The sequence below is a fragment of the Escherichia sp. 10290 genome, from assembly GCF_030295155.1.
In the GTDB taxonomy this organism is placed as follows: Bacteria; Pseudomonadota; Gammaproteobacteria; order Enterobacterales; family Enterobacteriaceae; genus Escherichia; species Escherichia coli_F.
The window spans coordinates 3657004-3679654 of sequence record NZ_AP025741.1 but is presented as its reverse complement, the minus strand read 5'-3'; the positions used below and the strand labels follow the sequence as shown (position 1 = coordinate 3679654).

Here is a 22651-nt window from a genome sequence, read left to right as displayed (position 1 = left end):
TGTTTCATGGCAAATAAAACTGAAAAGCCAACACAAAAGAAACTCCAGGATGCTTCTAAAAAAGGGCAAATTCTAAAAAGTAGAGACTTAACAGTCTCTGTAATAATGCTTGTGGGCACTTTATATCTCGGATATGTATTTGATGTGCATCATATTATGTCGATTCTTGAATACATCCTTGATCATAACGCTAAACCGGATATTTGGGACTATTTTAAAGCTATGGGGATAGGTTGGTTGAAAACGATCATTCCTTTTTTGCTGGTTTGCATGTTTACAACAATACTTGTCTCATGGTTTCAAAGTAAAATGCAATTAGCAACTGAAGCTATTAAGTTTAAGTTTGATTCATTAAATCCAGTAAATGGCTTAAAACGTATATTTGGCTTAAAAACCGTAAAAGAATTTGTCAAAGCAATACTTTATATTATTTTTTTTGCATTGGCGATCAAAGTATTTTGGAGTAACCATAAATCACTGCTTTTTAAAACTCTTGATGGAGATATCATATCTTTATTATCAGATTGGGGAGAGATGCTATTCCTTCTCATACTATATTGTCTCGGCAGTATGATAATTGTTCTAATATTTGATTTTATCGCTGAGTATTTTTTATTTATGAAAGATATGAAAATGGATAAACAAGAAGTTAAAAGAGAATACAAGGAACAAGAAGGAAATCCAGAAATTAAGTCTAAACGCAGAGAACGCCATCAAGAAATTCTGTCAGAGCAATTGAAATCTGATGTCAGTAATAGCCGTCTGATGATTGCCAACCCTACGCACATTGCCATAGGGATATACTTTAAGCCACATCTGTCACCTATACCATTGATTTCTGTAAGAGAAACTAATGAGGTCGCATTAGCCGTAAGGAAATATGCAAAAGAAATCGGAATACCAATTATTACAGATAAAAAATTAGCACGAAAAATTTATGCTACCCATCGTCGCTACGATTATGTTAGCTTCGAAAATATAGATGAGATCTTGCGTCTTCTGCTGTGGCTTGAAGATGTGGAGAATGCTGGACAACCTATTCCAGATGAACTGCTCCCCTCAGAAGATAAATTCAAAGAAGGTGAAGACACAAAAAGTGAGAATAAAGACAATAATTAAAAAAATTAAACATCTATCATAGTCGGAAATTTATAAGAATCTACACGCAAAAAGCGTGTAGATTCTTATTTAATGTGTTAAACGATCTTGCGAAATGACAAGCAATTGATACATACTCATCTCTTTATAAGCTGGAACAGTCGTAACCTGTGCAAATTCGCGATATAGTTTCTGCTCTAGTTCTGCTGATGATATATATTCCGGGTGTTCGCTAAAGAACTGTCTTGCATCTACTATCGCTTGAGATTCGCCACTTCTTTTATTCTGAGTATCCTTTAATGAATTTTCTCTGGTGCATGCAGAGAGCAACGATATCAGCGCGACAGTTATTATGATTTTACTATTATATCTTACTAATGACATATCAACTTTCTCTTATGCAAGATTGGAGTTTAAAATAATGTTTATCCCATTCACAGAGTGCTATAAACAACTCAACAGTACCTTTTATGTTAAGTTTATTTAGGGCTCTTATTTTGTGATATGATACTGTTTTATAATCAATTCCTTTGATAATGGCTATTTGTTTTAACGAATAAGAAACACATAACCGCAGGATATCTATCTCATCATGGGTAAGTGGTTCTTGAGTGGAATACACATTTTGTGTATGAAGATTCGAAACCAGGAAATGCGTTAAATCAGATAATGTAATATTCTTATTGATCCTGATGAAATTGTTGCTCAAAAGGGTGTTTACAGGTTCTGTATTTGGTTTGAGATTTCGATGTTGGTGCTCATCAATAACAACGAACGAATGTCCAAGATCAACCAACGCAACCAAATCGCTGTAATATTCCTTTTGGGATGCTAATAATGCATTAGTGCCTACAGTGAAGTAGACATCACTGGAAAAGACTTGCATATGCCAACCTGCACTCTAAAATCATTTAGGGTAAATATTACGTGTAAAATTTAAAATAATGGTAATTGTTATATTTGCATATCAATGAGGGAATAGGGTGAATACCTTAAATTGCAAATAAAGTTATGTATGTAGGCATTTAAAATGGTTCTCGAAAATTATAATCTTTTTATTGTGTGTCATCATAATTTGGTCATGAAATTTCCGTCTTGTTACACTACTCTAAACTAGAGCTTATGGAATTAGCGGGTGGTATTCATGGGAAATAATGATAAATTCTTATCACAAGACTTATTGGAATCTTATGCCATTCGTTTATTGAGCGGACCATTGAATGGATGCGAGTATGAAATACTTAATGGGCGTGTACTCGTTATCGTTGGTAATGATGTTTCGTTAGGAAGAAGTGATTCTTTTTCTGAGTTACCAGAGAATACGATAGTCATTCCTTATGGAGAGCTTACAGGCAGTTTTGAGGTAATAATCACTACCGACCCTGATCTGGTTGTAACAATCAGAGAATTAACAGCACAAGAACCTGAAGATAGAACGTTAACATTGAATCAGCAAATAGAAGTTTTAGGCCTCAAATTTGCTGTAAAAGGAAAAAATGAAGTTTGGCAGTATTCAATACCAGGTATTGTTGAAAATAACATTACTTCAACAAGACAACATTTCTTTAGTAGTACGCTGTTTAAATATGTAACGCTATTTTTTCTTTTTGCTATCATTTTTATAGCTTTTTATATTGTCAATGCCAGTAATGATCCGCAGCTGAGACATATCGATAAAATTCTTGTAAACAAAAATAGAAATTATGAAATTTTATATGGTAGGGATCATGTCATCTATATCAATACCAATAGTTTGGATGAAGCTGTCTGGGTCAAACAAGCACTGGAAAAAAATCAACCAGGAAAGCCAGTACGGGTGATAAATCCTGATGATGAATCGATACGAATTTTTTCATGGCTTGCTGATAATTTCCCAGATCTACAATATTTTAAACTACAGCTATTAGATGCCAGTAATCCAAGACTGACAGTGAGTAAGCAACGGAATGCTATCACACAGCAACTAATCGATAATCTTATTAAAGGATTACTGCAAACTATGCCATATGCCAGCAATATAAGTATTGCGGTATTAGATGATAATGTATTGGAAAGTCAGGCAATTGAAACATTGTCGGCAATAGGTCTTTCTTATGAAAAATATAAAACAGCTAACAATGTATATTTCAATATCATTGGTACGTTAAGCGACAGTGAATTAAATAAAATTAATAATTATGTTGACGAATATTATAAACAATGGGGTAAACAATATGTAAGATTTAATGTGAATTTGAAAAATCAGGACACAAACAATAGTTCATTTAGCTACGGAGATAACCGATTCGAGAAGTCTCAAGGTAGCAAGTGGACATTTCAGGAATAATTGAGGAGGACTTATGGCAGATTGGAATGGTTATATTATGGATATCAGCAAACAATTTGATCAGGGCGTTGATGATCTTAACCAACAAGTTGAAAAGGCGTTGGAGGATTTAGCAACCAATCCTTCCGACCCGAAATTCCTTGCCGAATATCAGAGTGCATTAGCTGAGTATACATTATATCGAAATGCGCAATCTAACGTTGTAAAAGCGTATAAAGATCTTGATTCGGCAATCATACAAAACTTCCGCTAAACTGGATAAGGATTTTATTATGTCAGTAAGCAATATGCCACCTATTGATAGAGCTGAGCAATCAACTGCTCATGAAATACAGCAAGCGAAAGTTATTGATTTAAATGACCGGGTTCTCAATCTTGATAACCCGGATGATAAAATGATCTCCGCTTTTGCTAACTATGCGGTACAAACTGAAAATTGGCAGCAAAATGCGTTACAAGCATTAAGGTCTGATAAAAAGGGGTTAACTCCTGAAAAATTATTAGTCTTGCAGGATCATGTGCTTAATTATAATGTCGAGGTTTCATTGGTGGGAACATTAGCAAGAAAAATTGTCGCTGCAGTTGAGACGTTGACTCGCTCATGAAATATATATCATTATTCTTGTTTATCCTGCTGTTGTGCGGTTGCAAGCAGCAGGAATTACTGAACCATCTTGATCAACAGCAAGCTAATGATGTCCTTGCTGTTTTACAAAGACATAATATTAATGCTGAGAAGAAGGATCAAGGCAAAACTGGATTTTCAATCTATGTAGAACCAACGGATTTTGCTTCTGCGGTGGATTGGCTAAAAATCTACAATCTCCCGGGTAAGCCTGATATTCAAATATCGCAGATGTTCCCTGCAGATGCACTCGTTTCCTCTCCACGAGCGGAAAAAGCAAGATTGTATTCTGCTATTGAACAGCGTTTAGAGCAATCTCTCAAAATTATGGATGGCATTGTTTCTTCAAGAGTACATGTTAGTTACGATGTTGATACAGGTGATAGTGGCAAAACTGCTCTACCAATTCATATTTCTGTACTTGCTGTATATGAAAAAGATATCAATCCAGAAATAAAAATAAATGACATTAAGAGATTTATTGTTAATAGCTTTGCAAGCGTACAATATGAGAATATTTCAGTCGTATTGTCAAAACGAAGAGATATTATTGAACAAGCACCAACATATGAAATTAACGAACCTGTTTTTGCTTATGATAAGACTATGCCGGTTTCTATCTTACTTGCATTAATGTCCATTGCGACTTGCTGGCTGTTATGGAAGTACAGGGCTATTCTAACTAATTTAATCAGGTTAAAAAATAAGTAGACATATGAGAACGTTATGAATCTTGCCCTAAGAAAGATTATATATGATCCAATTAGTTATATTCATCCTCAACGAGTAAGTTTGAATAATGCACGTATTAGCAATCCGGTACTTAGATCTATTACCAATGAAATGATACTCCTACAGTACAATCTTTCAGTTGAGCATTTCAGTCTGAATAGTTCACTTATTTACTACATAAACAATTGGAAATTATTTCCATTGATCTGTTTACTCAGTGGTTGTCACTTTTATCGAGAAAGGTTTGCAGAACGGGGATTTTTTTACAAGGTTCCTGATGTGCTAAGGAATTATTTATCAGCGATACCGGTGGAAATAAATGAAAAGGCACGATATAAACTTGGCATCGTTAACTATCAGAATATCATCACATGTGGTTTTTCAACGTTGTTGCCCTATGTAAGGCAACAACCGTTGGCAATGCAGCAACGATTTAATTTATTATTTCCTGATTTTGTTGACCACATACAATTGCCGTTACCACTTGCGTCTACTCTTTTGGAGAGAATTACATTTTATGCGAAAAAAAATAGAGATGAGCTTGATAAACTCTCCTGCAAATGGTGTTGTGATTAAAAGAATAATTTCTGATGGATTGAAAGAAATAGTCTCTCTAAAAGAACAGATCCTTCTTGAAACCACCGCAAAAATTCAGAGTATTGAGGAAAAGAGAGAAGAAAAAGTTATTCAAGGTTATTATGATGGCTATGCGAAAGGCATTATTGATGTGATGGATAATTTTATACCCTTGATAAGTTTGCTGAGCTCAGAATTAGAAAAAAACAGAATAAACATGATAAACGATCTGAAGAGCATATTGTTAAAATCTTCAGAGGAAGTTGAAGTTTTTATCAAACTTTTTGAAAGTTGGGTAACAAAATTACCGTCAATATCAGGCCCTTTAAATCTCTATATACCTACCAGTTTCAAAGATAAGTCTATTGAAGTAGAGTCATATTTTGTCGACAAGTCAATATGGAATGTCCATATTTCATATCATGATGACAAACGTTTTATTTTTTTTACAGATCAATTTATTGCTGAATTTAGTCCGCAGGAATTTGTGGATAATTGTGAGCAATATTTAATTAGCAATCACTGTTTTTCCCCTGATAAGGTTAATGAAATCTGTGAACATGCCAGACATTATTTAGTTGAAAGAATGTGTGAAATAGATTCTTTGGCTATGAATAACTCTGATTTGAAGAACCCAGAGGACTTATAGATCACTGTCTCCGGTTTAATGACTTGAATATAATCTAATTCTAATATTTTAAACGCCTAATGATTTTTCAACACTGGTCTTATTTTGCTTACACAAAAATTTTATTTTTAATTATATTTCATTATTATTTCATCAATGTATTCTTTGGATTTTGCTTATAATAATAATGGAAGGGATGATTATAAATGAATGCGTTATAGCATTTACACTCAGGATGAATATATGGGAAAGATTAAAATTGTAGTTTCAGATCAGCAGCCGTTTATGATTGATGGGATAATTGGATTTCTCGGACATTATCCCGATTTATATGAGGTTGTTGGGGGCTATAAAGATCTGAAGAAAGCTATAGCGGAGTGTAACAAATCTGCAGCCCAAATATTTATTTTAGGAGAATTTGCAGGTGGAATGATGGGGTCCGAACTCATAAAATGGGTTAAATCGCATAAAATAGATGCTCATATTATTACATTTGTAGCAAAAATGCCGTATATTGATTCAATAAAATTGCTTGAAGCCGGTGCGAAAGGATGCGTATGGAAAACCAGTCACCCGGCGAAACTAAATCGCGCTATTGATTCGATTAGTAATGGTTACACTTATTTTGATAGTGTACATATGGATTGTGAAAAAATATCTTCAAGATATTCCTCTGATAATCAACTTACAAATCGTGAGTCTGAAATACTACAACTCATAGCTGATGGAAAAACAAACAAAGAAATCGCTAATTTCTTGCAGTTAAGCAGGAAAACAGTCGAAACTCATAGACTCAATATCATGAAGAAATTAGATGTTCACAGTGGTATCGAGTTGATCAAAACAGCTTTACGTATGGGTGTTTGCACTATATAAAAAAAGAGGCTTTAGGCTCATTTTGCTAAAGCCTTACGCTTGTCTATTTCATTAAGTCTGGTATATACAACATATATTTTTTTTGCATATTGCAGCCTCTTTTTTTGGTTTTCCATTGCAAAACCCGCGTTATAAGTCCCCAGACATTGCCACGTTACCCCACAACGTGAAAAATGATTATATAAAATCTCGGTCCCTATTTTAATGTTCAGACAGGGGTTATCTAACAAATCTCGTTCATCTTTTATTATTCCACGTTTTTTTAACATGGGAATGTGCATCTGGTTTATCTGCATTAAACCATAATCAAAACTCTTTATATTGTTTTTCTTATCCCTGTTCTTGCCGATGCTATCATTTTTTAAATTACTTTCAACAAGAGCGATAGCTTTGATCAAATTTGGTTCGATTCTGAAAATTGATCCTGCTTCATTAAAGCAAGCGCTACTGGCGAAAGACATTTTTGTAATTAATATAGAAAACATGAAGATGGATAAGATTTTAACTTTGGGTAAGCGCATATATTTTTATGTGTAGGATTGAAGGAAAGGAACGAGATACTAATATAATCAGTATCTCGTTAAACATTTAAGTGGTCAATTGTCTACCATTCCAGTTCATAGTAAGGAGAGATAGGATTATCTTTCGAATACATATCATTTTGAAAAGATGCCATCCATGTTGAAACTATAAATGCTTGTATTTGATCTGTATCAGTAGCACTGGTGGTGATGTGTTTATCTAATGAAACTACTTCATCACCCGTTGCAGTTGCTATATTTAAACTTTGAGAAAAATTATTCATATTGATTGGATTAGTCATAAAGTTCCCTTTTTATTTGTCCAGGCCAATAGCCTATACACAATACTTTTTAATCTAGAGTATTTGATATATATTGCAATAAGGTAAATATCTTAGATATTTTCATCTCTGTTGTTTAAATAACTAGTTGCATACATCTAAACAATAAAATTGCGACAATAAAGATTTATCGCATACAAATTCTCGTCAGTTGCTTTAGTTTCAAAATGTTGTCAATTATAACTCGATGGCTTTCACTCGAAGTTTCTTTATAGTAGAGTTTCATGTTGCTTTTGAGTGGGTTAGGCACATACATATCTACACACTCTTTTATCACAACTGCTTTTCGTCTTCTGGGTTCGAGTTGTAGTGATTTGTCTATACAAATCCTTGCCTCTTCAATTCTTTCATTATGAAAGTTGACAAGTGCTCTATAGTAGTAGAGAGAGGCTATATCAGTTGTGTGTATCTTAGCCTGTTCAAATAAGATATGAGATACTTTTTCTTGTCCAGACAGGCCAGTTATCAGTCCCATAATAGCTAAAATTTTTCCATCGACATTGGTTATGTCTGATACATAATGTAAAAGCTCTAATGCTTTTTGAGCAGCAAGTTCAAGTTCATATTTTCCATGAAGTGCCAAAGACATATGGCATTCCGCTATCAGACAATAACATTCTGTTTTTAGCGTCTGTATATCACTTTTATTTTGTAATCCATCAAATATAGTCATAGCCCTGTAAATGCTTTCAGGAGTAAACTCGTAAAGTTCTTTCTTACCAGCCAACAGTTCATCTGATAAATAATGATTCTTGTAACCTTGATCCGGTTTAGCTAATCTTACAGAACGCTCTGGATTATGTACCGTTTGAAGGATATTATCTATAATAAATTGTGATGTGTTATGTAGTTCATCAACAGGAAGATGATTACTGGCGATGAGGAAAAGATTTTTAGCGTCGATCAGTTCAATGTATAAAGTTTTCACCGCGTTATTCTGGTTTATTCTTCCTGTAACGAAATAATCTGGCTTGAATCTTCTCAAAAATGAATTTTGCGATATGTGATCATTACAAAAATTTGTCGCAGCCATCGGATAGGCATAAAGGCCATCGATTTTTTTATTTGAAATGTTTTGCACTAATTCCTGATTAAGTATTAATGGATCCAGGGTATTCAATGAAGTGGTGAAAGGAAATATAGCTATGGAATAGTCTGAAGTGTTATCTTCATTTATTCTAGTTTTGAAAACCTGTCCACTGAAACGATAACCTTTCCGGTAGATTGTTTCTATGCAACGATCATAGCCAATTTTTTCAAAAATGCAGCGCAAAGAATAGATACATCTTGTCAGGGACTCGTCACTTACAATAATATTTTTCCATACTGATTCGATGATCATATCTTTCAGGACAACATGACCAGCGGATTCAAGTAATACGATCAATACTCCTAACTCTTTCGGTGGAATATAAATTTGCTCATTTCCTTGAGTAAGAATTCCATCTTCCGTGAGCGTTAATCCCTCAAGAAAATGATATGAGAATTTATTTTCTAAGTCCATTAGTTAACCTCTATGAAAAAATTGGTTTCTTGCATCCTGCATAAGCAATAGAAATAGTGGCTATTCATATTTATGTGTCATTAATGCTATAGGAGTTTACATTCGACATATCTATGGTTGTGTTCACTAATTTATCTTAGGAATTCAGTGATGTAATCTGAAATAGCCTTATTCAATTTTGATAAAATAGATTGTTCTCTAACGCGTTGAAAAATAATAATTTATAGTGTGTTCTTAACTGTTTTAAGATGTTGATTTAAGAAAACATAAGAGAAGCTGGTCATAGTGGTTAACTGCACTATAACCAGCAATTTTAACCAAAAGATTGTAATGCTTAGCCATTATCTTCTGAATTATCAGTTAAGAGTTCAATATATGCCTGCGCTTTGCTCTTAACACTTTCATCCTCACAATTGTTAATAATATGATAGAAACATTGCATTGCGTTATCGATATTTTTAGCCCCAATTTGACATTGACCCATACGATAAATAACTGAATAGTCATCATACGGGGAGTAATTGTAACTTAGTTTGTAAAGGTCATATGCTTGTTGATATTTCTTTTTTGACTGGCATACTGATGCAAAACCTTTTAGATATTCATGATTTTCGAACGCATAAATGCACAGAAATTTATAATAAATTTCTGCGTCCGTTATATTACCTTTTTCATGGTAGTCGAATGCATATGCATATATTCTATCAAGGATATCAGGAGTCAATCCATGTAGTAATGCCAGATTTTCTCCTTGCGATAATGCGTGTTTTAGTTGACTTGCCCATTCATCACTGTTATTGAATATTTCAAGTGTATCTGTGCTCATAATATTCCTCTGTGATGTGTTTCGTGATGCTAAATTATTATTGATTGACTCATTAATTTTTATGTATTTATCTTTTTTGAATTATGAGTTTTAAGCTTGCATTGCTTATGGGTATATTGGTTCATTATTAGTAAAAATACTGACCACTATAAACCAATAATGTCATTAGTTGTTTTGCTAATATTCACCTTATTAGTTATCTTATTTACGATATTTCATAAATGCCTTAATATGCATGACCTTGATTCATATTATCAATTTCCATTTTTTCGATGAAAATTAAAAAGGGGATTTTTGCGAAGGGTCGTAAGTCGTCTGGTTTTTTTTCTTTATTATGTCTGATGACGAGGGGGGATAGTACATCGGTGCATATAGTAGAGAATTTATTCAGGTCTAAATTATTCTCTATTTTGGCCAGTTTTATGAGTTCATTTGTAGCCATACTCATTAAATCATCTGTTATCGGAAATTTATATATGCTCATAGCAGATAATATTGCTTGCTGAATTATTTCTTCAGAAATATCCGCTATCTTTATTGACAAATCATGTGTTAGATATTTTCCTCCAAGAGATTCTTGTTCAATATAATTTAAACCAGACCTCATCGTAATTTTAACTGGATTCACGAATTTCTCTTCATTTTTCTTATTTTTGTTCTCCTGATCAGGAACTAATGGTTGCAGTGGTAGGCTATTATTAATATTTCGTGGCTTCATTTTACATTTCTCTCATTTGATTAGAGCAAAATCCGAATTCGCAGCTTCTGATAATGTCAAATATCACCTTTTCTAATGCTTTATTCTATCAAAAATCGCTCATTTTTACTTTTTTTACCATAATGTTACTTAGTAGCATCGGCAATTTACATAACTTACATGTTGCTTTTTATATCCTGAAAAAACAGATAGATAGTGTGCGCACTCGAAATGATATTGGTAACATAAATAGCTTTATTCGTGACAAACATCTCAAAAGATTTCCTTTTATTATTTTTGAAATTCATTTGATCAAGGTTATCACCTTATGGAGACGTTACGTAGAATGACTATATTTGTTATCGGCACATTAGGGGTATTAAATTTAGTATTGATGGAAGGTGATTATTGAACAATAACATCGAGTCACGGTAAAAGTGTGAGGTATATAATGGACATTGAGTTTTCGCAGATTCATGAAATGGTCTATATGCATGATATTGTAAATTCGGACTCGAAAAAGAAACCAAGGATTCCGTTAAAAAAATTCCTTAATGCTGAGAAGGTTCTCACGCAAACAACATCATGGGCACTAAATTCAAGATATGTGAATGTTAATTCTGTCAGTAAAGTCAACGTAAAGAGTAAAGTTAAAAACAGTTATATCTCACGATCTGTCAATGATGAGTTTAGTTTAACAGATGATGAAATCAATTCTTTTAAAGAAACGTTAGTCCTTTCCTCTATTGATTCACTAAGTAAACTGGTTCTTAATAATCCTCTTTCTGTATTGTTTACATCGACTGTACGAAGGAATAATAATAGAGCTAAGATGAATGTTGAGTTCGACTCATGGATTTGCACCAGATGTTGTTGATACATGATATTTTACATTGCAAGGTGATGTCTAAAATGAAAGATGTTGATCAAAACTTTGATGCTTTATACTGGCATATACTACAAGCATATTTAATTTTATTGTTTTATGATTAACGAGGTTCCATCTTTTTGTTATCTATTTAAGTTTACCTTGCACAATGCATGATTGCTCTGTTACCAATACTCAAAATAAAAGCATGCTTACCTTGCTTTAGTATATTATAGCTTACACTTTTTTCTGGAAAGACATAAAAATCAGGAATAAGTTCTGCAAGTCTATCATCATCGACTTGATCCATGATCTCAAATTTATTAACTTTCTTTGATGTTAAATGGGCTGTGTCATAGTTTTCAATCCATGTGTATTCAATATTTCGCCGTATTGATTTACTTTCTCTGTTACCTTGTTGCCAGGTTCCGCTCAACGCAACAGTTCCTGTTTTATTTTTTTGGTTATACATAAAGTCGATGGTAAGATTTGCTCGCCCCTTGTCATTAAAAATTACCCAATTTGCAGTGCATGTTTCATTATATATCATTTTTTCTGCAGTATAAGAGTAAACAATGAAGAGAATAAACCCACTGATGAAAACTAAAATAAATAATAAGTTTTTTTTATAATCAATCACGATTAACCTCACGGTAAGACAGGGTTAAACAGCCTGCCACTTCATGTTGGTTATAGTTTTTATTGCATGCCATAACAATCATCCTTGGTGAGGATTTTGCAAGAGGGAAGTATAACCACGGATATTTTTTACAGTTAATCCCCGAATCCAGTATCCGTGTCTTATATTTATCGAACTCTTTCAACCCATCAATTGTATCTTCTGTCACATTAAAATGGCAGCCATTAATTTCCGCAACAGTCTTGTAATCCTTGAAGAATGGCTTCGGTTGATTCTTATTCCATAGCCAATGTGCAGAATATACGCCTATAGCAAATATGCTCAACATAATTAGATAACTTTTTATATGTTTGAGGATTTTGTTATTGAAATTGTTTGCGCTACCAATGCTCTCTTTGTACTCCGCATTACCTTTTACCGCAGGTGGGGTATTGTGTGTATGTGCGTCTGTTGAAGAGTTTATTGCATGATTTTGTATGTTAATGTCATTATGAATCTTGAATCCTCTTCTCGGCACGGTTGCAATAAGCGAGTGGGTGGTATCACCAACAGCGCGAAATCCGCGTCTGATAATGGATATGTTCTGATATAACGTGTTAGTTGGCACACGCATACCTTCTTCTTCCCAGACTCTGGTGAAAAAATCTTGTTGTGCAACCACATCAGGAAAAGCTTCAAGTAGAAGTGATAAACAACGACTGGCTGGCGTTGTCAGAACGACGTTAAGATCGGCGTTATGTACCGATATTAATTTTCGGTGCTCAGGCCAGAACTCGATATTATCGTTAATAATCCAGTACATACGTCAATAGACACTAAATCAATCGAAATGGAAATCACATAGTTTGCTAAGTATATTGGTATTTACGGCATAAATATATATTAATTTTATATTTATCATAATGATTGAAATGAGGCTTTAATGTCGCAACGTAAAACTTTACGTAAATTAACATGATTAACATTTACGCCACTATTGTTTGTAAATTCATATTTCGTAATGCTTCTGAATTTTTCGTGTGATGGTTTTAAATACCATGTTGTTTACTCTTGGGGTTACTGCTTATTTATAAAATACGGGCATTTCAATAGATGCCCGTATAAGCAGAGTATGATTCTGGCAGATTGTTGAGTATCAATGTTGGACCGAATGTGAACGAATAAATAACTCGTTTATTTTACCACCCATTCTCTTTTCGATTCGTTGCTTGTACGCGTAGATGCTACGGATATCCATATCCAGAACTTCAGCAATCTGATATGGATTAAAACCAGAAACCATATACCCCATTATGGTGAATTCCATCTGAGTTAATGTGTTCCCTCTGGTAAATGATAAATAACGACCAATAAATAGTTGTCTGATCTTTTCATTGGCAACATCAAGACCATCATCATTATATATGACAGCAGATATTGCAGAGTTGTGTTTTCGCCAGTAGTTAGCTAACGATTGCATATTGCGGTCGCTGACTAAAACAATCCCCATGTCAGTACTTGCAAGATAGTCAATCCAGTCTTTTTCAAGGAATAGACGTAAAAAACTTACTGAAAAATCGACAAAAATATATCCGCTTAATCTCGCATTGTGGTTTTTTTTTAAGATACCTTCCACCACACCACGATTAAAATATGAACTTTCTTCGGGCCACATACAAAAACACGAGTTTGCGCAATACTGCAAACGCGGTGACTCTTCTGGCATTATTTGGCAATGCATTGAGCAACTATTGCATGTAAGACTTTTATAACGACTACAAAGCCCCATGTTAAGAACCTCCCTATCCGTATATAATTGCATAATTTCATTGGTTATTGATGATGTCAATACACCATGATTTTGTAATTTTGCTGGGAAAAATTGCGATTAATCTGTATTTGCTATAATTCTGAGTAAGGCATTTAAAAATGCATTTCTCGTTATCAAATATGATTATGTTTCACTGATTTAATCTTGCATGGTTGAGAACGGTTCAGATAACTATCTCATGGTATAAGAATATCTATATCGCAAATTGTTTTTGAATGACCAGAAGATATCTTGCGAATCTAAGTTATGCATCTTAAATAGTCTTATTTAAGATGTTCAGATCTCTTTGTGTGTTTAACTAACTGATAATACTAGGATTTGACGAGAGAAGTGATAGAGCGGAATAATAACAAATGAACATTATGAAAACTGGAATGGTTCAAAATTGTAGCAATTTTGAACCATTCACAACGGATATTAGCTAAAGAACATTACCGATACGCACAGGATACCCACGATCAGCGTAATCAGATTTCCGATGGAACGCCAGGGTTTAAGCGCCGGGATGAGATATGTTGACAGCGTAGGCATGATGAAAAGTATCATGGCAATGAGCGGGCCGCTGATCGCGTAAATCATCGAAATCGCGTTCGGGTTAATGCAACAAACAAAGAAGGTAATGAGCGATACCAACATAATTGATAGTGCGCGGTTAAATGCACGACTTTTCTTTACACCAACCTGCTGTAGTGTTGTTTTGACGACCTCCGTGGCACCTTCAATAACGCCAAAGTACGTACCCAGGAATGATTTCGACATCGCAACTACTGCGACAATAATCCCGGAAATTGACAACCATGCTGGGGCGTTCGGCAGCATAGAAAGCGCCGATAAAATGGTAACCCCTTCTTCTTTAGCCGCTTCAATATACGAAGGTGGAATAGAAAGCAGGCAGCTAAAGACAAAGAACAGTACACTTATGCAGATGATGAGATAAGCGACTTTCATAATTTTTTTGCATTTATCCATAGCGTGTTCGCCATATTTTTCACGTCTGTCTATGGCAAACGTAGAAATAATGGGCGTATGGCTAAAGGCGAAAACCATCACGGGAATCGATATCCATATCTGGTGAAGGGTATTCTGATTGAACTCTACCTGGGTAGTTAATAGATCAGGTTGCCAACTACCGACCAGGTAAATAGATAGAAATAGGAAATAGGCAATCAATGGGAATACCAAAAATCCCATTACCCGAATAGTGGCATGGCGTCCCATCAGAAAAATGAGATTCAGGATTAATACAACACCCAGACTCACCAACATACGGATGCGAAGATCAATAACCATATGCTTTGCCAGCTGTTCCGTAAGTGAGTTGGTAATTGCCACGGCATATATCAACACGACGACAAAAAAGGCGATGAAGTACAGCGTGGTAATCAGATTACCAATCTTCTTGCCATAGTAGTGTGTTACCGCGCCCGTTATTCCTTCACCTGCTGATGTTTTTGATGAGAGGATGAATTGGCATAAGGCTTTATGTGGCCAATATGTTAAAGGCCAGGCGACCAGAGCAGTAATAAACAGGACCACAGCCCCTGCCGAACCTAACTGAATAGGAAGGAAGAGCGTGCCTGCACCAACGGCTGTGCCGTAGAGCGCGAAACTCCACAGAGTTTCTTCTTTTGACCAAATATTAGACATTATCTGAACGTATCATCTACAAATTAAACAAAATGGAGGGCAATTTACCATAAACCAGGTTAAGTATGGGAGATTAACGCCCTTTCTACCTCTCTATTGGTGGGTTAGTGGTTGCAAACCTTACGTGCCAGTTATGTCTCTGACTGCTGGTCAGGCGTATTTCCTTTGTGATAAAAATCACTTTTTTTAAACAATTAAGATAACTGTAATTAACAATCATTTACTATTGCACTGTTAATTGGTGCGAGGTTGTGATGAAAGACGTTGTGATTGTCGGGGCGTTACGGACACCTATCGGCTGTTTTCGTGGTGCGTTAGCGGGTCATTCCGCCGTGGAACTTGGCAGCCTGGTCGTGAAAGCGTTAATAGAACGTACCGGTGTTTCTGCATATGCGGTGGATGAAGTGATTCTTGGTCAGGTGTTGACTGCAGGGGCAGGGCAGAATCCGGCAAGGCAATCGGCTATTAAAGGTGGTCTTCCTAACAGCGTTTCTGCAATCACTATTAATGACGTTTGCGGTTCCGGGCTTAAAGCACTGCATCTGGCTACTCAGGCGATCCAGTGTGGCGAGGCGGATATTGTCATCGCCGGTGGCCAGGAAAACATGAGCCGCGCACCACACGTTCTTACAGATAGCCGCACCGGTGCACAGCTTGGCAATAGCCAGTTGGTTGATAGTCTGGTGCATGACGGCTTGTGGGATGCCTTCAATGATTATCATATTGGTGTCACCGCCGAAAATCTGGCTCGCGAATATGGCATCAGCCGTCAGTTGCAGGATGCTTACGCACTTAGCTCGCAACAAAAAGCGCGAGCGGCGATTGACGCCGGACGATTTAAAGATGAAATCGTCCCGGTAATGACCCAAAGTAACGGTCAGGCGTTGGTTGTTGATACCGATGAACAGCCACGCACTGACGCCAGTGCAGAAGGCTTGGCCCGTTTAAATCCTTCATTTGATAGTCTCGGTTCTGTGACAGCGGGTAATGCATCATCCATAAACGATGGCGCAGCTGCGGTAATGATGATGAGCGAAGCCAAAGCGCGAGCGTTGAATTTACCCGTGCTTGCCCGCATTCGCGCATTTGCCAGCGTTGGTGTAGATCCGGCATTAATGGGCATTGCGCCGGTGTATGCGACACGCCGTTGCCTGGAACGTGTCGGCTGGCAGTTGGCTGATGTCGATCTTATTGAGGCTAATGAAGCGTTTGCTGCTCAGGCGCTTTCGGTTGGCAAGATGCTTGAATGGGATGAGCGTCGGGTCAATGTTAATGGTGGCGCGATCGCGCTCGGTCACCCAATAGGCGCGTCCGGTTGCCGAATCCTGGTTTCTCTGGTTCATGAAATGGTGAAACGTAATGCCCGCAAAGGACTGGCTACGCTTTGTATCGGCGGGGGCCAGGGCGTGGCATTGACCATTGAACGTGACGAATAGCTCTGCATTTCCTCCTTACCGATAAATATCAGCCGTCATTAATCTGTTGAATAATGGTGGCTGGCGAGTCGACATACATTTTCAGGGCTCCCTGATTTTTCCATTCTCATGACATATTCGTGATCGACACTGCACTTTCTTCAGTCCTCACCTTAAAAATGAAACATTGTTTTATTTTTAATTGAAAACCCTATCCTGTGGGCATATCATCCCCTTATAGAGAAAACGAAACAGCGTTTCACTATCGTTTTCTATTTTCACGCTTCACTGATTATCGGAGGTTGATGTGGACGTAAGACAAAGCATCCACAGTGCGCATGCAAAAACGCTGGATACCCAGGGGTTGCGCAATGAATTTTTGGTTGAAAAGGTATTTGTCGCCGATGAGTACACCATGGTTTACAGCCACATTGACCGTATTATTGTTGGCGGCATTATGCCGGTAACTAAAACGGTTTCCGTTGGCGGGGAAGTTGGTAAACAACTCGGGGTAAGCTATTTCCTGGAACGTCGCGAGTTAGGTGTTATCAATATTGGCGGTGCCGGTACGATTACCGTCGATGGTCAATGCTATGAAATCGGTCACCGCGAAGCCCTGTATGTTGGTAAAGGCGCAAAAGAAGTTGTCTTTGCCAGTATTGATACCGCTACTCCGGCGAAGTTTTATTACAATTGCGCACCTGCGCATACGACGTATCCCACCAAAAAAGTCACACCGGACGAAGTATCTCCAGTCACGTTAGGCGATAACCTCACCAGCAACCGTCGCACGATTAACAAATATTTTGTCCCGGATGTGCTGGAAACCTGCCAATTGAGTATGGGGCTGACGGAGCTGGCTCCGGGTAACTTGTGGAACACCATGCCGTGTCACACCCACGAGCGCCGGATGGAAGTTTATTTCTATTTCAATATGGATGATGACGCCTGCGTTTTCCACATGATGGGGCAGCCGCAAGAAACGCGTCATATTGTGATGCATAACGAGCAGGCGGTGATCTCCCCGAGCTGGTCGATCCATTCCGGTGTCGGAACCAAAGCTTATACCTTTATCTGGGGCATGGTCGGTGAAAACCAGGTCTTTGATGATATGGACCATGTGGCCGTTAAAGATTTGCGCTAGTTGTGGGCATAAACGAATAAGGTATTGTTATGATTTTAAGTGCATTTTCTCTCGAAGGTAAAGTTGCGGTCGTCACTGGTTGTGATACTGGACTGGGTCAGGGGATGGCGTTGGGGCTGGCGCAAGCGGGCTGTGACATTGTCGGCATTAACATCGTTGAACCGACTGAAACCATCAAGCAGGTCACGGCGCTGGGGCGTCGTTTTTTAAGCCTGACCGCCGATCTGCGAAAGATTGATGGTATTCCTGGACTGCTGGATCGCGCGGTAGCTGAGTTTGGTCATATTGATATCCTGGTGAATAACGCCGGATTGATTCGGCGCGAAGATGCTCTCGAGTTCAGCGAAAAAGACTGGGACGATGTCATGAACCTGAATATCAAGAGCGTATTCTTCATGTCTCAGGCAGCGGCGAAACACTTTATCGCACAAGGCAATGGCGGCAAGATTATCAATATCGCGTCAATGCTCTCCTTCCAGGGCGGGATCCGTGTGCCTTCTTATACCGCATCAAAAAGCGGCGTGATGGGCGTGACGCGATTGATGGCGAATGAATGGGCTAAACACAACATTAATGTTAATGCGATAGCTCCGGGTTACATGGCGACCAACAATACTCAACAACTACGGGCAGATGAACAACGTAGCGCGGAAATTCTCGACCGCATTCCAGCTGGCCGTTGGGGACTGCCGAGTGACCTGATGGGGCCGGTAGTGTTTCTTGCCTCCAGTGCTTCAGATTATGTGAATGGTTATACCATTGCCGTGGATGGCGGTTGGCTGGCTCGTTAATCCATTCTTCTTACTTTTATGACCCTGCCGCATGGCAGGGTTTTTTATACCTGTAGATCATCATAATCCATATCATGGTTATGAAATAATCCATATCAATTATCAATTAGTGAACTTTATGAATTTTATCTGCTTTAAAATTAGTTGGTTAATAATAATCTCAATAATTCAACTTAATTTGAAAATTGGAATATCCATCACATAACGACATGTCGCAGCAATTTAATCCATATTTATGCTATTTCCGACCTGACACCTGTGTGAATTGTTCACGTATTTTTTCACTATGTCTTACTCTCTGCTGGCAGGAAAAAATGGTTACTATCAATACGGAATCTGCTTTAACGCCACGTTCTTTGCGGGATACGCGGCGTATGAATATGTTTGTTTCGGTAGCTGCTGCGGTCGCAGGATTGTTATTTGGTCTTGATATCGGCGTAATCGCCGGAGCCTTGCCGTTCATTACCGAACACTTTGTGCTGACCAGCCGTTTGCAGGAATGGGTGGTCAGTAGCATGATGCTCGGCGCAGCAATTGGTGCGCTGTTTAATGGGTGGCTGTCGTTCCGCCTGGGGCGTAAATACAGCCTGATGGCGGGGGCTATCCTTTTTGTGCTCGGTTCGATAGGGTCCGCTTTTGCGACCAGCGTAGAGATGTTAATCGCCGCTCGTGTGGTGCTGGGCATTGCTGTCGGGATCGCGTCTTACACCGCTCCTCTGTATCTTTCTGAAATGGCAAGTGAAAACGTTCGCGGTAAGATGATCAGTATGTACCAGTTGATGGTCACACTCGGCATCGTGCTGGCGTTTTTATCCGATACAGCGTTCAGTTATAGCGGTAACTGGCGCGCAATGTTGGGGGTTCTTGCTTTACCAGCAGTCCTGCTGATTATTCTGGTGGTCTTCCTGCCAAATAGCCCGCGCTGGCTGGCGGAAAAGGGGCGTCATATTGAGGCGGAAGAAGTGTTGCGTATGCTGCGCGATACGTCGGAAAAAGCGCGAGAAGAACTCAACGAAATTCGTGAAAGCCTGAAGTTAAAACAGGGCGGTTGGGCACTGTTTAAGATCAACCGTAACGTCCGTCGTGCTGTGTTTCTCGGTATGTTGTTGCAGGCGATGCAGCAGTTTACCGGTATGAACATCATCATGTACTACGCGCCGCGTATCTTCAAAATGGCGGGCTTTACGACCACAGAACAACAGATGATTGCGACTCTGGTCGTAGGGCTGACCTTTATGTTCGCCACCTTCATTGCGGTCTTTACGGTAGATAAAGCAGGGCGTAAACCGGCTCTGAAAATTGGTTTCAGCGTGATGGCGTTAGGCACTCTGGTGCTGGGCTATTGCCTGATGCAGTTTGATAACGGTACGGCTTCCAGTGGCTTGTCCTGGCTCTCTGTTGGCATGACGATGATGTGTATTGCCGGTTATGCGATGAGCGCTGCGCCAGTGGTGTGGATCCTGTGCTCTGAAATTCAGCCGCTGAAATGCCGCGATTTTGGCATCACCTGCTCAACGACGACAAACTGGGTGTCGAATATGATTATCGGCGCGACCTTCCTGACACTGCTTGATAGCATTGGCGCTGCCGGTACGTTCTGGCTCTACACTGCGCTGAACATTGCGTTTGTGGGCATCACTTTCTGGCTCATTCCGGAAACCAAAAATGTCACGCTGGAACATATCGAACGCAAACTGATGGCAGGCGAAAAGTTGAGAAATATCGGCGTCTGATTTCACGGGCCGGATGTGCTGTACATCCGGCCCCTTTTTCGTTAATAGAGATTGGGCACCTGGCCGTTGAGGCGTTTGTCTCGTTCCTTATTCAGCCTTGTTGCGGTAACACACATCAGGAGAGAGGAATGAAAACAATTGGTTTGCTGGGAGGAATGAGTTGGGAATCCACTATTCCTTATTATCGTCTGATTAATGAAGGTATTAAACAGCGGCTTGGTGGGCTTCACTCTGCGCAAGTGCTGCTACATAGCGTCGATTTTCATGAAATAGAAGAGTGCCAGCGTCGCGGCGAGTGGGACAAAACCGGGGATATTCTGGCTGAGGCGGCGCTTGGCTTACAGCGGGCGGGCGCAGAAGGCATTGTGTTATGTACCAATACGATGCACAAAGTGGCGGATGCCATTGAGTCTCGTTGCTCTCTGCCTTTCTTACATATAGCGGATGCCACTGGACGTGCAATTATCCGGGCTGGGATGACTCGTGTGGCGCTGCTGGGTACGCGTTACACCATGGAACAGGATTTTTATCGCGGGCGGCTGACGGAACAATTTTCCATCAACTGTCTCATTCCTGAAGCGGATGAACGGGCGAAAATTAATCAGATTATTTTTGAAGAACTGTGTCTGGGGCAATTTACCGAAGCGTCACGCACTTATTATGCGCAAGTGATTGCTCGCCTTGCAGAACAGGGCGCACAGGGTGTCATTTTTGGCTGTACGGAAATTGGTTTACTGGTGCCAGACGAGCGCAGTGTTCTGCCTGTGTTTGATACCGCGGCGATCCATGCCGAGGATGCTGTCGCTTTTATGCTGTCGTAGCTGACGACAAAATAGCGTCAAGAGAAGTGACCAGTTTCGGTAATCCCGCTTGTAAATGCTCACTAAACGCCTGAACCAGCGCTGATGACGGGCGGTGCAGGGGGCGGATCAGGCTGACGGTGAACGGAACCGCAATACTGAACCGCCGCACTACTAAACCGCTTGCCGCATAATCCAGTGCGGTGAGCGGGTTAACCACCGAAACACCTACCCCCGCCCGTACCATTGCGCAGACTGACGCGGCGCTGTGGGTTTCTACGATCATGCGTCGTTTAACCTGATTCTCAGTAAACAATTGATCCAGCAACTGGCGATAGCTGTCAGTACGGGAAAGGCTGATGTAGTTCTCACCCTGAAAATCATCCGGCGTTAATACCTTTTTTACCGCCAGCGGATGACCCAGAGGTAACACACACACTTCATCTAAAGAGAGTAATTCGGTACGTTCTGTTCCCGCAGGCGTATGGAGCGTTTCAGTGAGTCCTAAATCATGACGCTGGGCCGAGAGCCACTCTTCAAGTAGCGGTGACTCCTGCGGCACGATATTTAAGCTGACATCGGGATAACGTGCCAGAAAGGGTTGCAGGAGCTGCGGTAAAAAAGATTGCGAAAAGACCGGCAGGCAGGCAATAGACAGTTCTCCCTGGCGAAACTCGCGCAGACTTTCTGCGGCACTGACAATGCGATCCAGTCCGTACCAGGATCGTTGCACTTCTTCAAACAGACGCAGTCCTTGCACGGTAGGATGTAATCGTCCACGTATGCGCTCAAACAATTTCAGCCCGATCACCTTCTCAAAGCGCGCCAGTTCGCGGCTGACGGTTGGCTGTGAGGTGTGTAGCAGGTGTGCCGCCTCAGTCAGGCTTCCGGCGGTCATTACCGCATGAAAAATTTCAATATGACGTAAGTTAACGGCGGCCATTAGCGCTCTCTCGCAATCCGGTAATCCATATCATTTTTGCATAGACTCGACATAAATCGATATTTTTTATTCTTTTTATGATGTGGCGTAATCATAAAAAAGCACTTATC

Annotated in this window: 27 protein-coding genes; 15 read left to right on the top strand and 12 right to left on the bottom strand. The window is 39.1% G+C overall.

Annotated features, from left to right (window positions below; all coding sequences use genetic code 11):
- Positions 1 to 6 precede the first annotated feature (6 nt).
- Complete coding sequence (locus QUE74_RS18635; protein ID WP_001284723.1) at positions 7 to 1119, top strand: EscU/YscU/HrcU family type III secretion system export apparatus switch protein; 1113 nt, start codon at positions 7 to 9, stop codon at positions 1117 to 1119.
- A gap of 69 nt (positions 1120 to 1188) precedes the next feature.
- Here QUE74_RS18635 and QUE74_RS18630 read toward each other — a convergent pair whose 3' ends face one another.
- A complete protein-coding gene (locus tag QUE74_RS18630) occupies positions 1189 to 1482 on the bottom strand; it encodes an invasion protein (RefSeq protein WP_000060687.1) in 294 nt (97 codons plus the stop codon).
- 1 nt (position 1483) lies between these two features.
- A complete protein-coding gene (locus tag QUE74_RS18625; RefSeq protein WP_001195865.1) occupies positions 1484 to 1984 on the bottom strand; it encodes a helix-turn-helix transcriptional regulator in 501 nt (166 codons plus the stop codon).
- Between the two features lie 258 nt (positions 1985 to 2242).
- On the opposite strand from QUE74_RS18625, the gene QUE74_RS18620 reads away from it, so the two are divergent.
- The 7 genes from QUE74_RS18620 to QUE74_RS18590 all read left to right on the top strand — a co-directional run bounded on the left by QUE74_RS18620 (position 2243) and on the right by QUE74_RS18590 (position 6861).
- Entirely contained in the window at positions 2243 to 3424 is a 1182-nt protein-coding gene (locus QUE74_RS18620; RefSeq protein WP_001354949.1) for a PrgH/EprH family type III secretion apparatus protein, read from the top strand.
- Positions 3425 to 3437: 13 nt separating this feature from the next.
- Positions 3438 to 3677 (top strand): type III secretion system needle complex protein, encoded by a 240-nt coding sequence (locus QUE74_RS18615; protein WP_000796272.1) that lies wholly within the window; start codon positions 3438 to 3440, stop codon positions 3675 to 3677.
- Between the two features lie 19 nt (positions 3678 to 3696).
- On the top strand, positions 3697 to 4029 hold the full coding sequence (gene sctI, locus QUE74_RS18610; protein WP_000116717.1) for a type III secretion system inner rod subunit SctI: 333 nt from the start codon (positions 3697 to 3699) through the stop codon (positions 4027 to 4029).
- Positions 4026 to 4760 carry an EscJ/YscJ/HrcJ family type III secretion inner membrane ring protein gene (locus QUE74_RS18605; RefSeq protein WP_000875228.1) on the top strand — a complete coding sequence of 245 codons (735 nt, stop codon included), beginning with the start codon at positions 4026 to 4028 and terminating at the stop codon, positions 4758 to 4760. Before sctI ends, QUE74_RS18605 begins: the two co-directional genes overlap by 4 nt.
- A gap of 15 nt (positions 4761 to 4775) precedes the next feature.
- Positions 4776 to 5357, top strand: coding sequence for a type III secretion apparatus protein OrgA/MxiK (locus tag QUE74_RS18600; RefSeq protein WP_001354948.1), 582 nt, complete (start codon positions 4776 to 4778; stop codon positions 5355 to 5357).
- Positions 5299 to 6006 (top strand): hypothetical protein, encoded by a 708-nt coding sequence (locus tag QUE74_RS18595; protein ID WP_001227544.1) that lies wholly within the window; start codon positions 5299 to 5301, stop codon positions 6004 to 6006. The genes QUE74_RS18600 and QUE74_RS18595 overlap by 59 nt, the downstream gene beginning before the upstream one ends.
- 222 nt (positions 6007 to 6228) lie before the next feature.
- Positions 6229 to 6861 carry a LuxR C-terminal-related transcriptional regulator gene (locus QUE74_RS18590; protein ID WP_000516283.1) on the top strand — a complete coding sequence of 211 codons (633 nt, stop codon included), beginning with the start codon at positions 6229 to 6231 and terminating at the stop codon, positions 6859 to 6861.
- 17 nt (positions 6862 to 6878) lie between these two features.
- Here QUE74_RS18590 and QUE74_RS18585 read toward each other — a convergent pair whose 3' ends face one another.
- The 5 genes from QUE74_RS18585 to QUE74_RS18565 all read right to left on the bottom strand — a co-directional run bounded on the left by QUE74_RS18585 (position 6879) and on the right by QUE74_RS18565 (position 10771).
- Positions 6879 to 7382, bottom strand: a complete 504-nt coding sequence (locus QUE74_RS18585) for a lytic transglycosylase domain-containing protein (protein ID WP_001239198.1) — start codon at positions 7380 to 7382, stop codon at positions 6879 to 6881.
- Positions 7383 to 7465: 83 nt separating this feature from the next.
- A complete protein-coding gene (locus QUE74_RS18580; RefSeq protein WP_000184104.1) occupies positions 7466 to 7684 on the bottom strand; it encodes a hypothetical protein in 219 nt (72 codons plus the stop codon).
- A gap of 166 nt (positions 7685 to 7850) precedes the next feature.
- Entirely contained in the window at positions 7851 to 9227 is a 1377-nt protein-coding gene (gene ygeH, locus QUE74_RS18575; protein ID WP_000362670.1) for a HilA family transcriptional regulator YgeH, read from the bottom strand.
- Between the two features lie 334 nt (positions 9228 to 9561).
- Entirely contained in the window at positions 9562 to 10053 is a 492-nt protein-coding gene (locus QUE74_RS18570) for a tetratricopeptide repeat protein (protein ID WP_000102383.1), read from the bottom strand.
- Between the two features lie 226 nt (positions 10054 to 10279).
- On the bottom strand, positions 10280 to 10771 hold the full coding sequence (locus tag QUE74_RS18565; protein ID WP_000804513.1) for a hypothetical protein: 492 nt from the start codon (positions 10769 to 10771) through the stop codon (positions 10280 to 10282).
- A gap of 430 nt (positions 10772 to 11201) precedes the next feature.
- Here QUE74_RS18565 and yqeK point away from each other — a divergent pair, with 430 nt between their 5' ends.
- Positions 11202 to 11627, top strand: a complete 426-nt coding sequence (gene yqeK, locus QUE74_RS18560; RefSeq protein ID WP_000350603.1) for a protein YqeK — start codon at positions 11202 to 11204, stop codon at positions 11625 to 11627.
- A gap of 35 nt (positions 11628 to 11662) precedes the next feature.
- Positions 11663 to 11743, top strand: a complete 81-nt coding sequence (locus QUE74_RS18555; protein ID WP_072132081.1) for a hypothetical protein — start codon at positions 11663 to 11665, stop codon at positions 11741 to 11743.
- Between the two features lie 32 nt (positions 11744 to 11775).
- On the opposite strand, the gene QUE74_RS18550 is transcribed toward QUE74_RS18555, so the two are convergent.
- From QUE74_RS18550 to QUE74_RS18535, 4 genes are all read right to left on the bottom strand, one after another.
- On the bottom strand, positions 11776 to 12258 hold the full coding sequence (locus QUE74_RS18550; RefSeq protein ID WP_000568331.1) for a YqeJ family protein: 483 nt from the start codon (positions 12256 to 12258) through the stop codon (positions 11776 to 11778).
- The gene (locus QUE74_RS18545) at positions 12251 to 13060 is read right to left on the bottom strand and encodes a winged helix-turn-helix domain-containing protein (protein WP_001354945.1); all 810 of its coding nucleotides are present in this window, start codon (positions 13058 to 13060) and stop codon (positions 12251 to 12253) included. The genes QUE74_RS18550 and QUE74_RS18545 overlap by 8 nt, the downstream gene beginning before the upstream one ends.
- Positions 13061 to 13393: 333 nt before the next feature.
- Complete coding sequence (locus QUE74_RS18540) at positions 13394 to 14026, bottom strand: helix-turn-helix transcriptional regulator (protein ID WP_001354944.1); 633 nt, start codon at positions 14024 to 14026, stop codon at positions 13394 to 13396.
- Between the two features lie 459 nt (positions 14027 to 14485).
- Complete coding sequence (locus tag QUE74_RS18535; protein ID WP_000065947.1) at positions 14486 to 15715, bottom strand: amino acid permease; 1230 nt, start codon at positions 15713 to 15715, stop codon at positions 14486 to 14488.
- Between the two features lie 254 nt (positions 15716 to 15969).
- Between QUE74_RS18535 and QUE74_RS18530 the strand changes: the two genes are divergently transcribed.
- From QUE74_RS18530 to ygeA, 5 genes are all read left to right on the top strand, one after another.
- Positions 15970 to 17151, top strand: coding sequence for an acetyl-CoA C-acetyltransferase (locus tag QUE74_RS18530; protein ID WP_000656039.1), 1182 nt, complete (start codon positions 15970 to 15972; stop codon positions 17149 to 17151).
- A gap of 286 nt (positions 17152 to 17437) precedes the next feature.
- Positions 17438 to 18274 (top strand): 5-dehydro-4-deoxy-D-glucuronate isomerase, encoded by an 837-nt coding sequence (kduI, locus tag QUE74_RS18525; RefSeq protein WP_000383251.1) that lies wholly within the window; start codon positions 17438 to 17440, stop codon positions 18272 to 18274.
- Positions 18275 to 18303: 29 nt separating this feature from the next.
- Positions 18304 to 19065 carry a 2-dehydro-3-deoxy-D-gluconate 5-dehydrogenase KduD gene (gene kduD, locus QUE74_RS18520; RefSeq protein WP_000603526.1) on the top strand — a complete coding sequence of 254 codons (762 nt, stop codon included), beginning with the start codon at positions 18304 to 18306 and terminating at the stop codon, positions 19063 to 19065.
- A gap of 314 nt (positions 19066 to 19379) precedes the next feature.
- Positions 19380 to 20798 carry an arabinose-proton symporter AraE gene (araE, locus tag QUE74_RS18515; protein WP_001364469.1) on the top strand — a complete coding sequence of 473 codons (1419 nt, stop codon included), beginning with the start codon at positions 19380 to 19382 and terminating at the stop codon, positions 20796 to 20798.
- Between the two features lie 128 nt (positions 20799 to 20926).
- Positions 20927 to 21619 carry an amino acid racemase gene (ygeA, locus tag QUE74_RS18510; RefSeq protein ID WP_000848650.1) on the top strand — a complete coding sequence of 231 codons (693 nt, stop codon included), beginning with the start codon at positions 20927 to 20929 and terminating at the stop codon, positions 21617 to 21619.
- On the opposite strand, the gene lysR is transcribed toward ygeA, so the two are convergent.
- Complete coding sequence (gene lysR, locus QUE74_RS18505) at positions 21606 to 22541, bottom strand: DNA-binding transcriptional regulator LysR (protein ID WP_000741808.1); 936 nt, start codon at positions 22539 to 22541, stop codon at positions 21606 to 21608. The two genes, ygeA and lysR, sit on opposite strands and share 14 nt — an antisense overlap.
- Positions 22542 to 22651: the final 110 nt, after the last annotated feature.

Coding starts and splice junctions, on each gene's coding strand:
- QUE74_RS18635 (WP_001284723.1), top strand. CDS start 7: ATGGCAAATAAAACTGAAAAGCCAACACAAAAGAAACTCCAGGATGCT.
- QUE74_RS18630 (WP_000060687.1), bottom strand. CDS start 1,482: ATGTCATTAGTAAGATATAATAGTAAAATCATAATAACTGTCGCGCTG.
- QUE74_RS18625 (WP_001195865.1), bottom strand. CDS start 1,984: ATGCAAGTCTTTTCCAGTGATGTCTACTTCACTGTAGGCACTAATGCA.
- QUE74_RS18620 (WP_001354949.1), top strand. CDS start 2,243: ATGGGAAATAATGATAAATTCTTATCACAAGACTTATTGGAATCTTAT.
- QUE74_RS18615 (WP_000796272.1), top strand. CDS start 3,438: ATGGCAGATTGGAATGGTTATATTATGGATATCAGCAAACAATTTGAT.
- sctI (WP_000116717.1), top strand. CDS start 3,697: ATGTCAGTAAGCAATATGCCACCTATTGATAGAGCTGAGCAATCAACT.
- QUE74_RS18605 (WP_000875228.1), top strand. CDS start 4,026: ATGAAATATATATCATTATTCTTGTTTATCCTGCTGTTGTGCGGTTGC.
- QUE74_RS18600 (WP_001354948.1), top strand. CDS start 4,776: ATGAATCTTGCCCTAAGAAAGATTATATATGATCCAATTAGTTATATT.
- QUE74_RS18595 (WP_001227544.1), top strand. CDS start 5,299: ATGCGAAAAAAAATAGAGATGAGCTTGATAAACTCTCCTGCAAATGGT.
- QUE74_RS18590 (WP_000516283.1), top strand. CDS start 6,229: ATGGGAAAGATTAAAATTGTAGTTTCAGATCAGCAGCCGTTTATGATT.
- QUE74_RS18585 (WP_001239198.1), bottom strand. CDS start 7,382: ATGCGCTTACCCAAAGTTAAAATCTTATCCATCTTCATGTTTTCTATA.
- QUE74_RS18580 (WP_000184104.1), bottom strand. CDS start 7,684: ATGACTAATCCAATCAATATGAATAATTTTTCTCAAAGTTTAAATATA.
- ygeH (WP_000362670.1), bottom strand. CDS start 9,227: ATGGACTTAGAAAATAAATTCTCATATCATTTTCTTGAGGGATTAACG.
- QUE74_RS18570 (WP_000102383.1), bottom strand. CDS start 10,053: ATGAGCACAGATACACTTGAAATATTCAATAACAGTGATGAATGGGCA.
- QUE74_RS18565 (WP_000804513.1), bottom strand. CDS start 10,771: ATGAAGCCACGAAATATTAATAATAGCCTACCACTGCAACCATTAGTT.
- yqeK (WP_000350603.1), top strand. CDS start 11,202: ATGGACATTGAGTTTTCGCAGATTCATGAAATGGTCTATATGCATGAT.
- QUE74_RS18555 (WP_072132081.1), top strand. CDS start 11,663: ATGAAAGATGTTGATCAAAACTTTGATGCTTTATACTGGCATATACTA.
- QUE74_RS18545 (WP_001354945.1), bottom strand. CDS start 13,060: ATGTACTGGATTATTAACGATAATATCGAGTTCTGGCCTGAGCACCGA.
- QUE74_RS18540 (WP_001354944.1), bottom strand. CDS start 14,026: ATGGGGCTTTGTAGTCGTTATAAAAGTCTTACATGCAATAGTTGCTCA.
- QUE74_RS18535 (WP_000065947.1), bottom strand. CDS start 15,715: ATGTCTAATATTTGGTCAAAAGAAGAAACTCTGTGGAGTTTCGCGCTC.
- QUE74_RS18530 (WP_000656039.1), top strand. CDS start 15,970: ATGAAAGACGTTGTGATTGTCGGGGCGTTACGGACACCTATCGGCTGT.
- kduD (WP_000603526.1), top strand. CDS start 18,304: ATGATTTTAAGTGCATTTTCTCTCGAAGGTAAAGTTGCGGTCGTCACT.
- araE (WP_001364469.1), top strand. CDS start 19,380: ATGGTTACTATCAATACGGAATCTGCTTTAACGCCACGTTCTTTGCGG.
- ygeA (WP_000848650.1), top strand. CDS start 20,927: ATGAAAACAATTGGTTTGCTGGGAGGAATGAGTTGGGAATCCACTATT.
- lysR (WP_000741808.1), bottom strand. CDS start 22,541: ATGGCCGCCGTTAACTTACGTCATATTGAAATTTTTCATGCGGTAATG.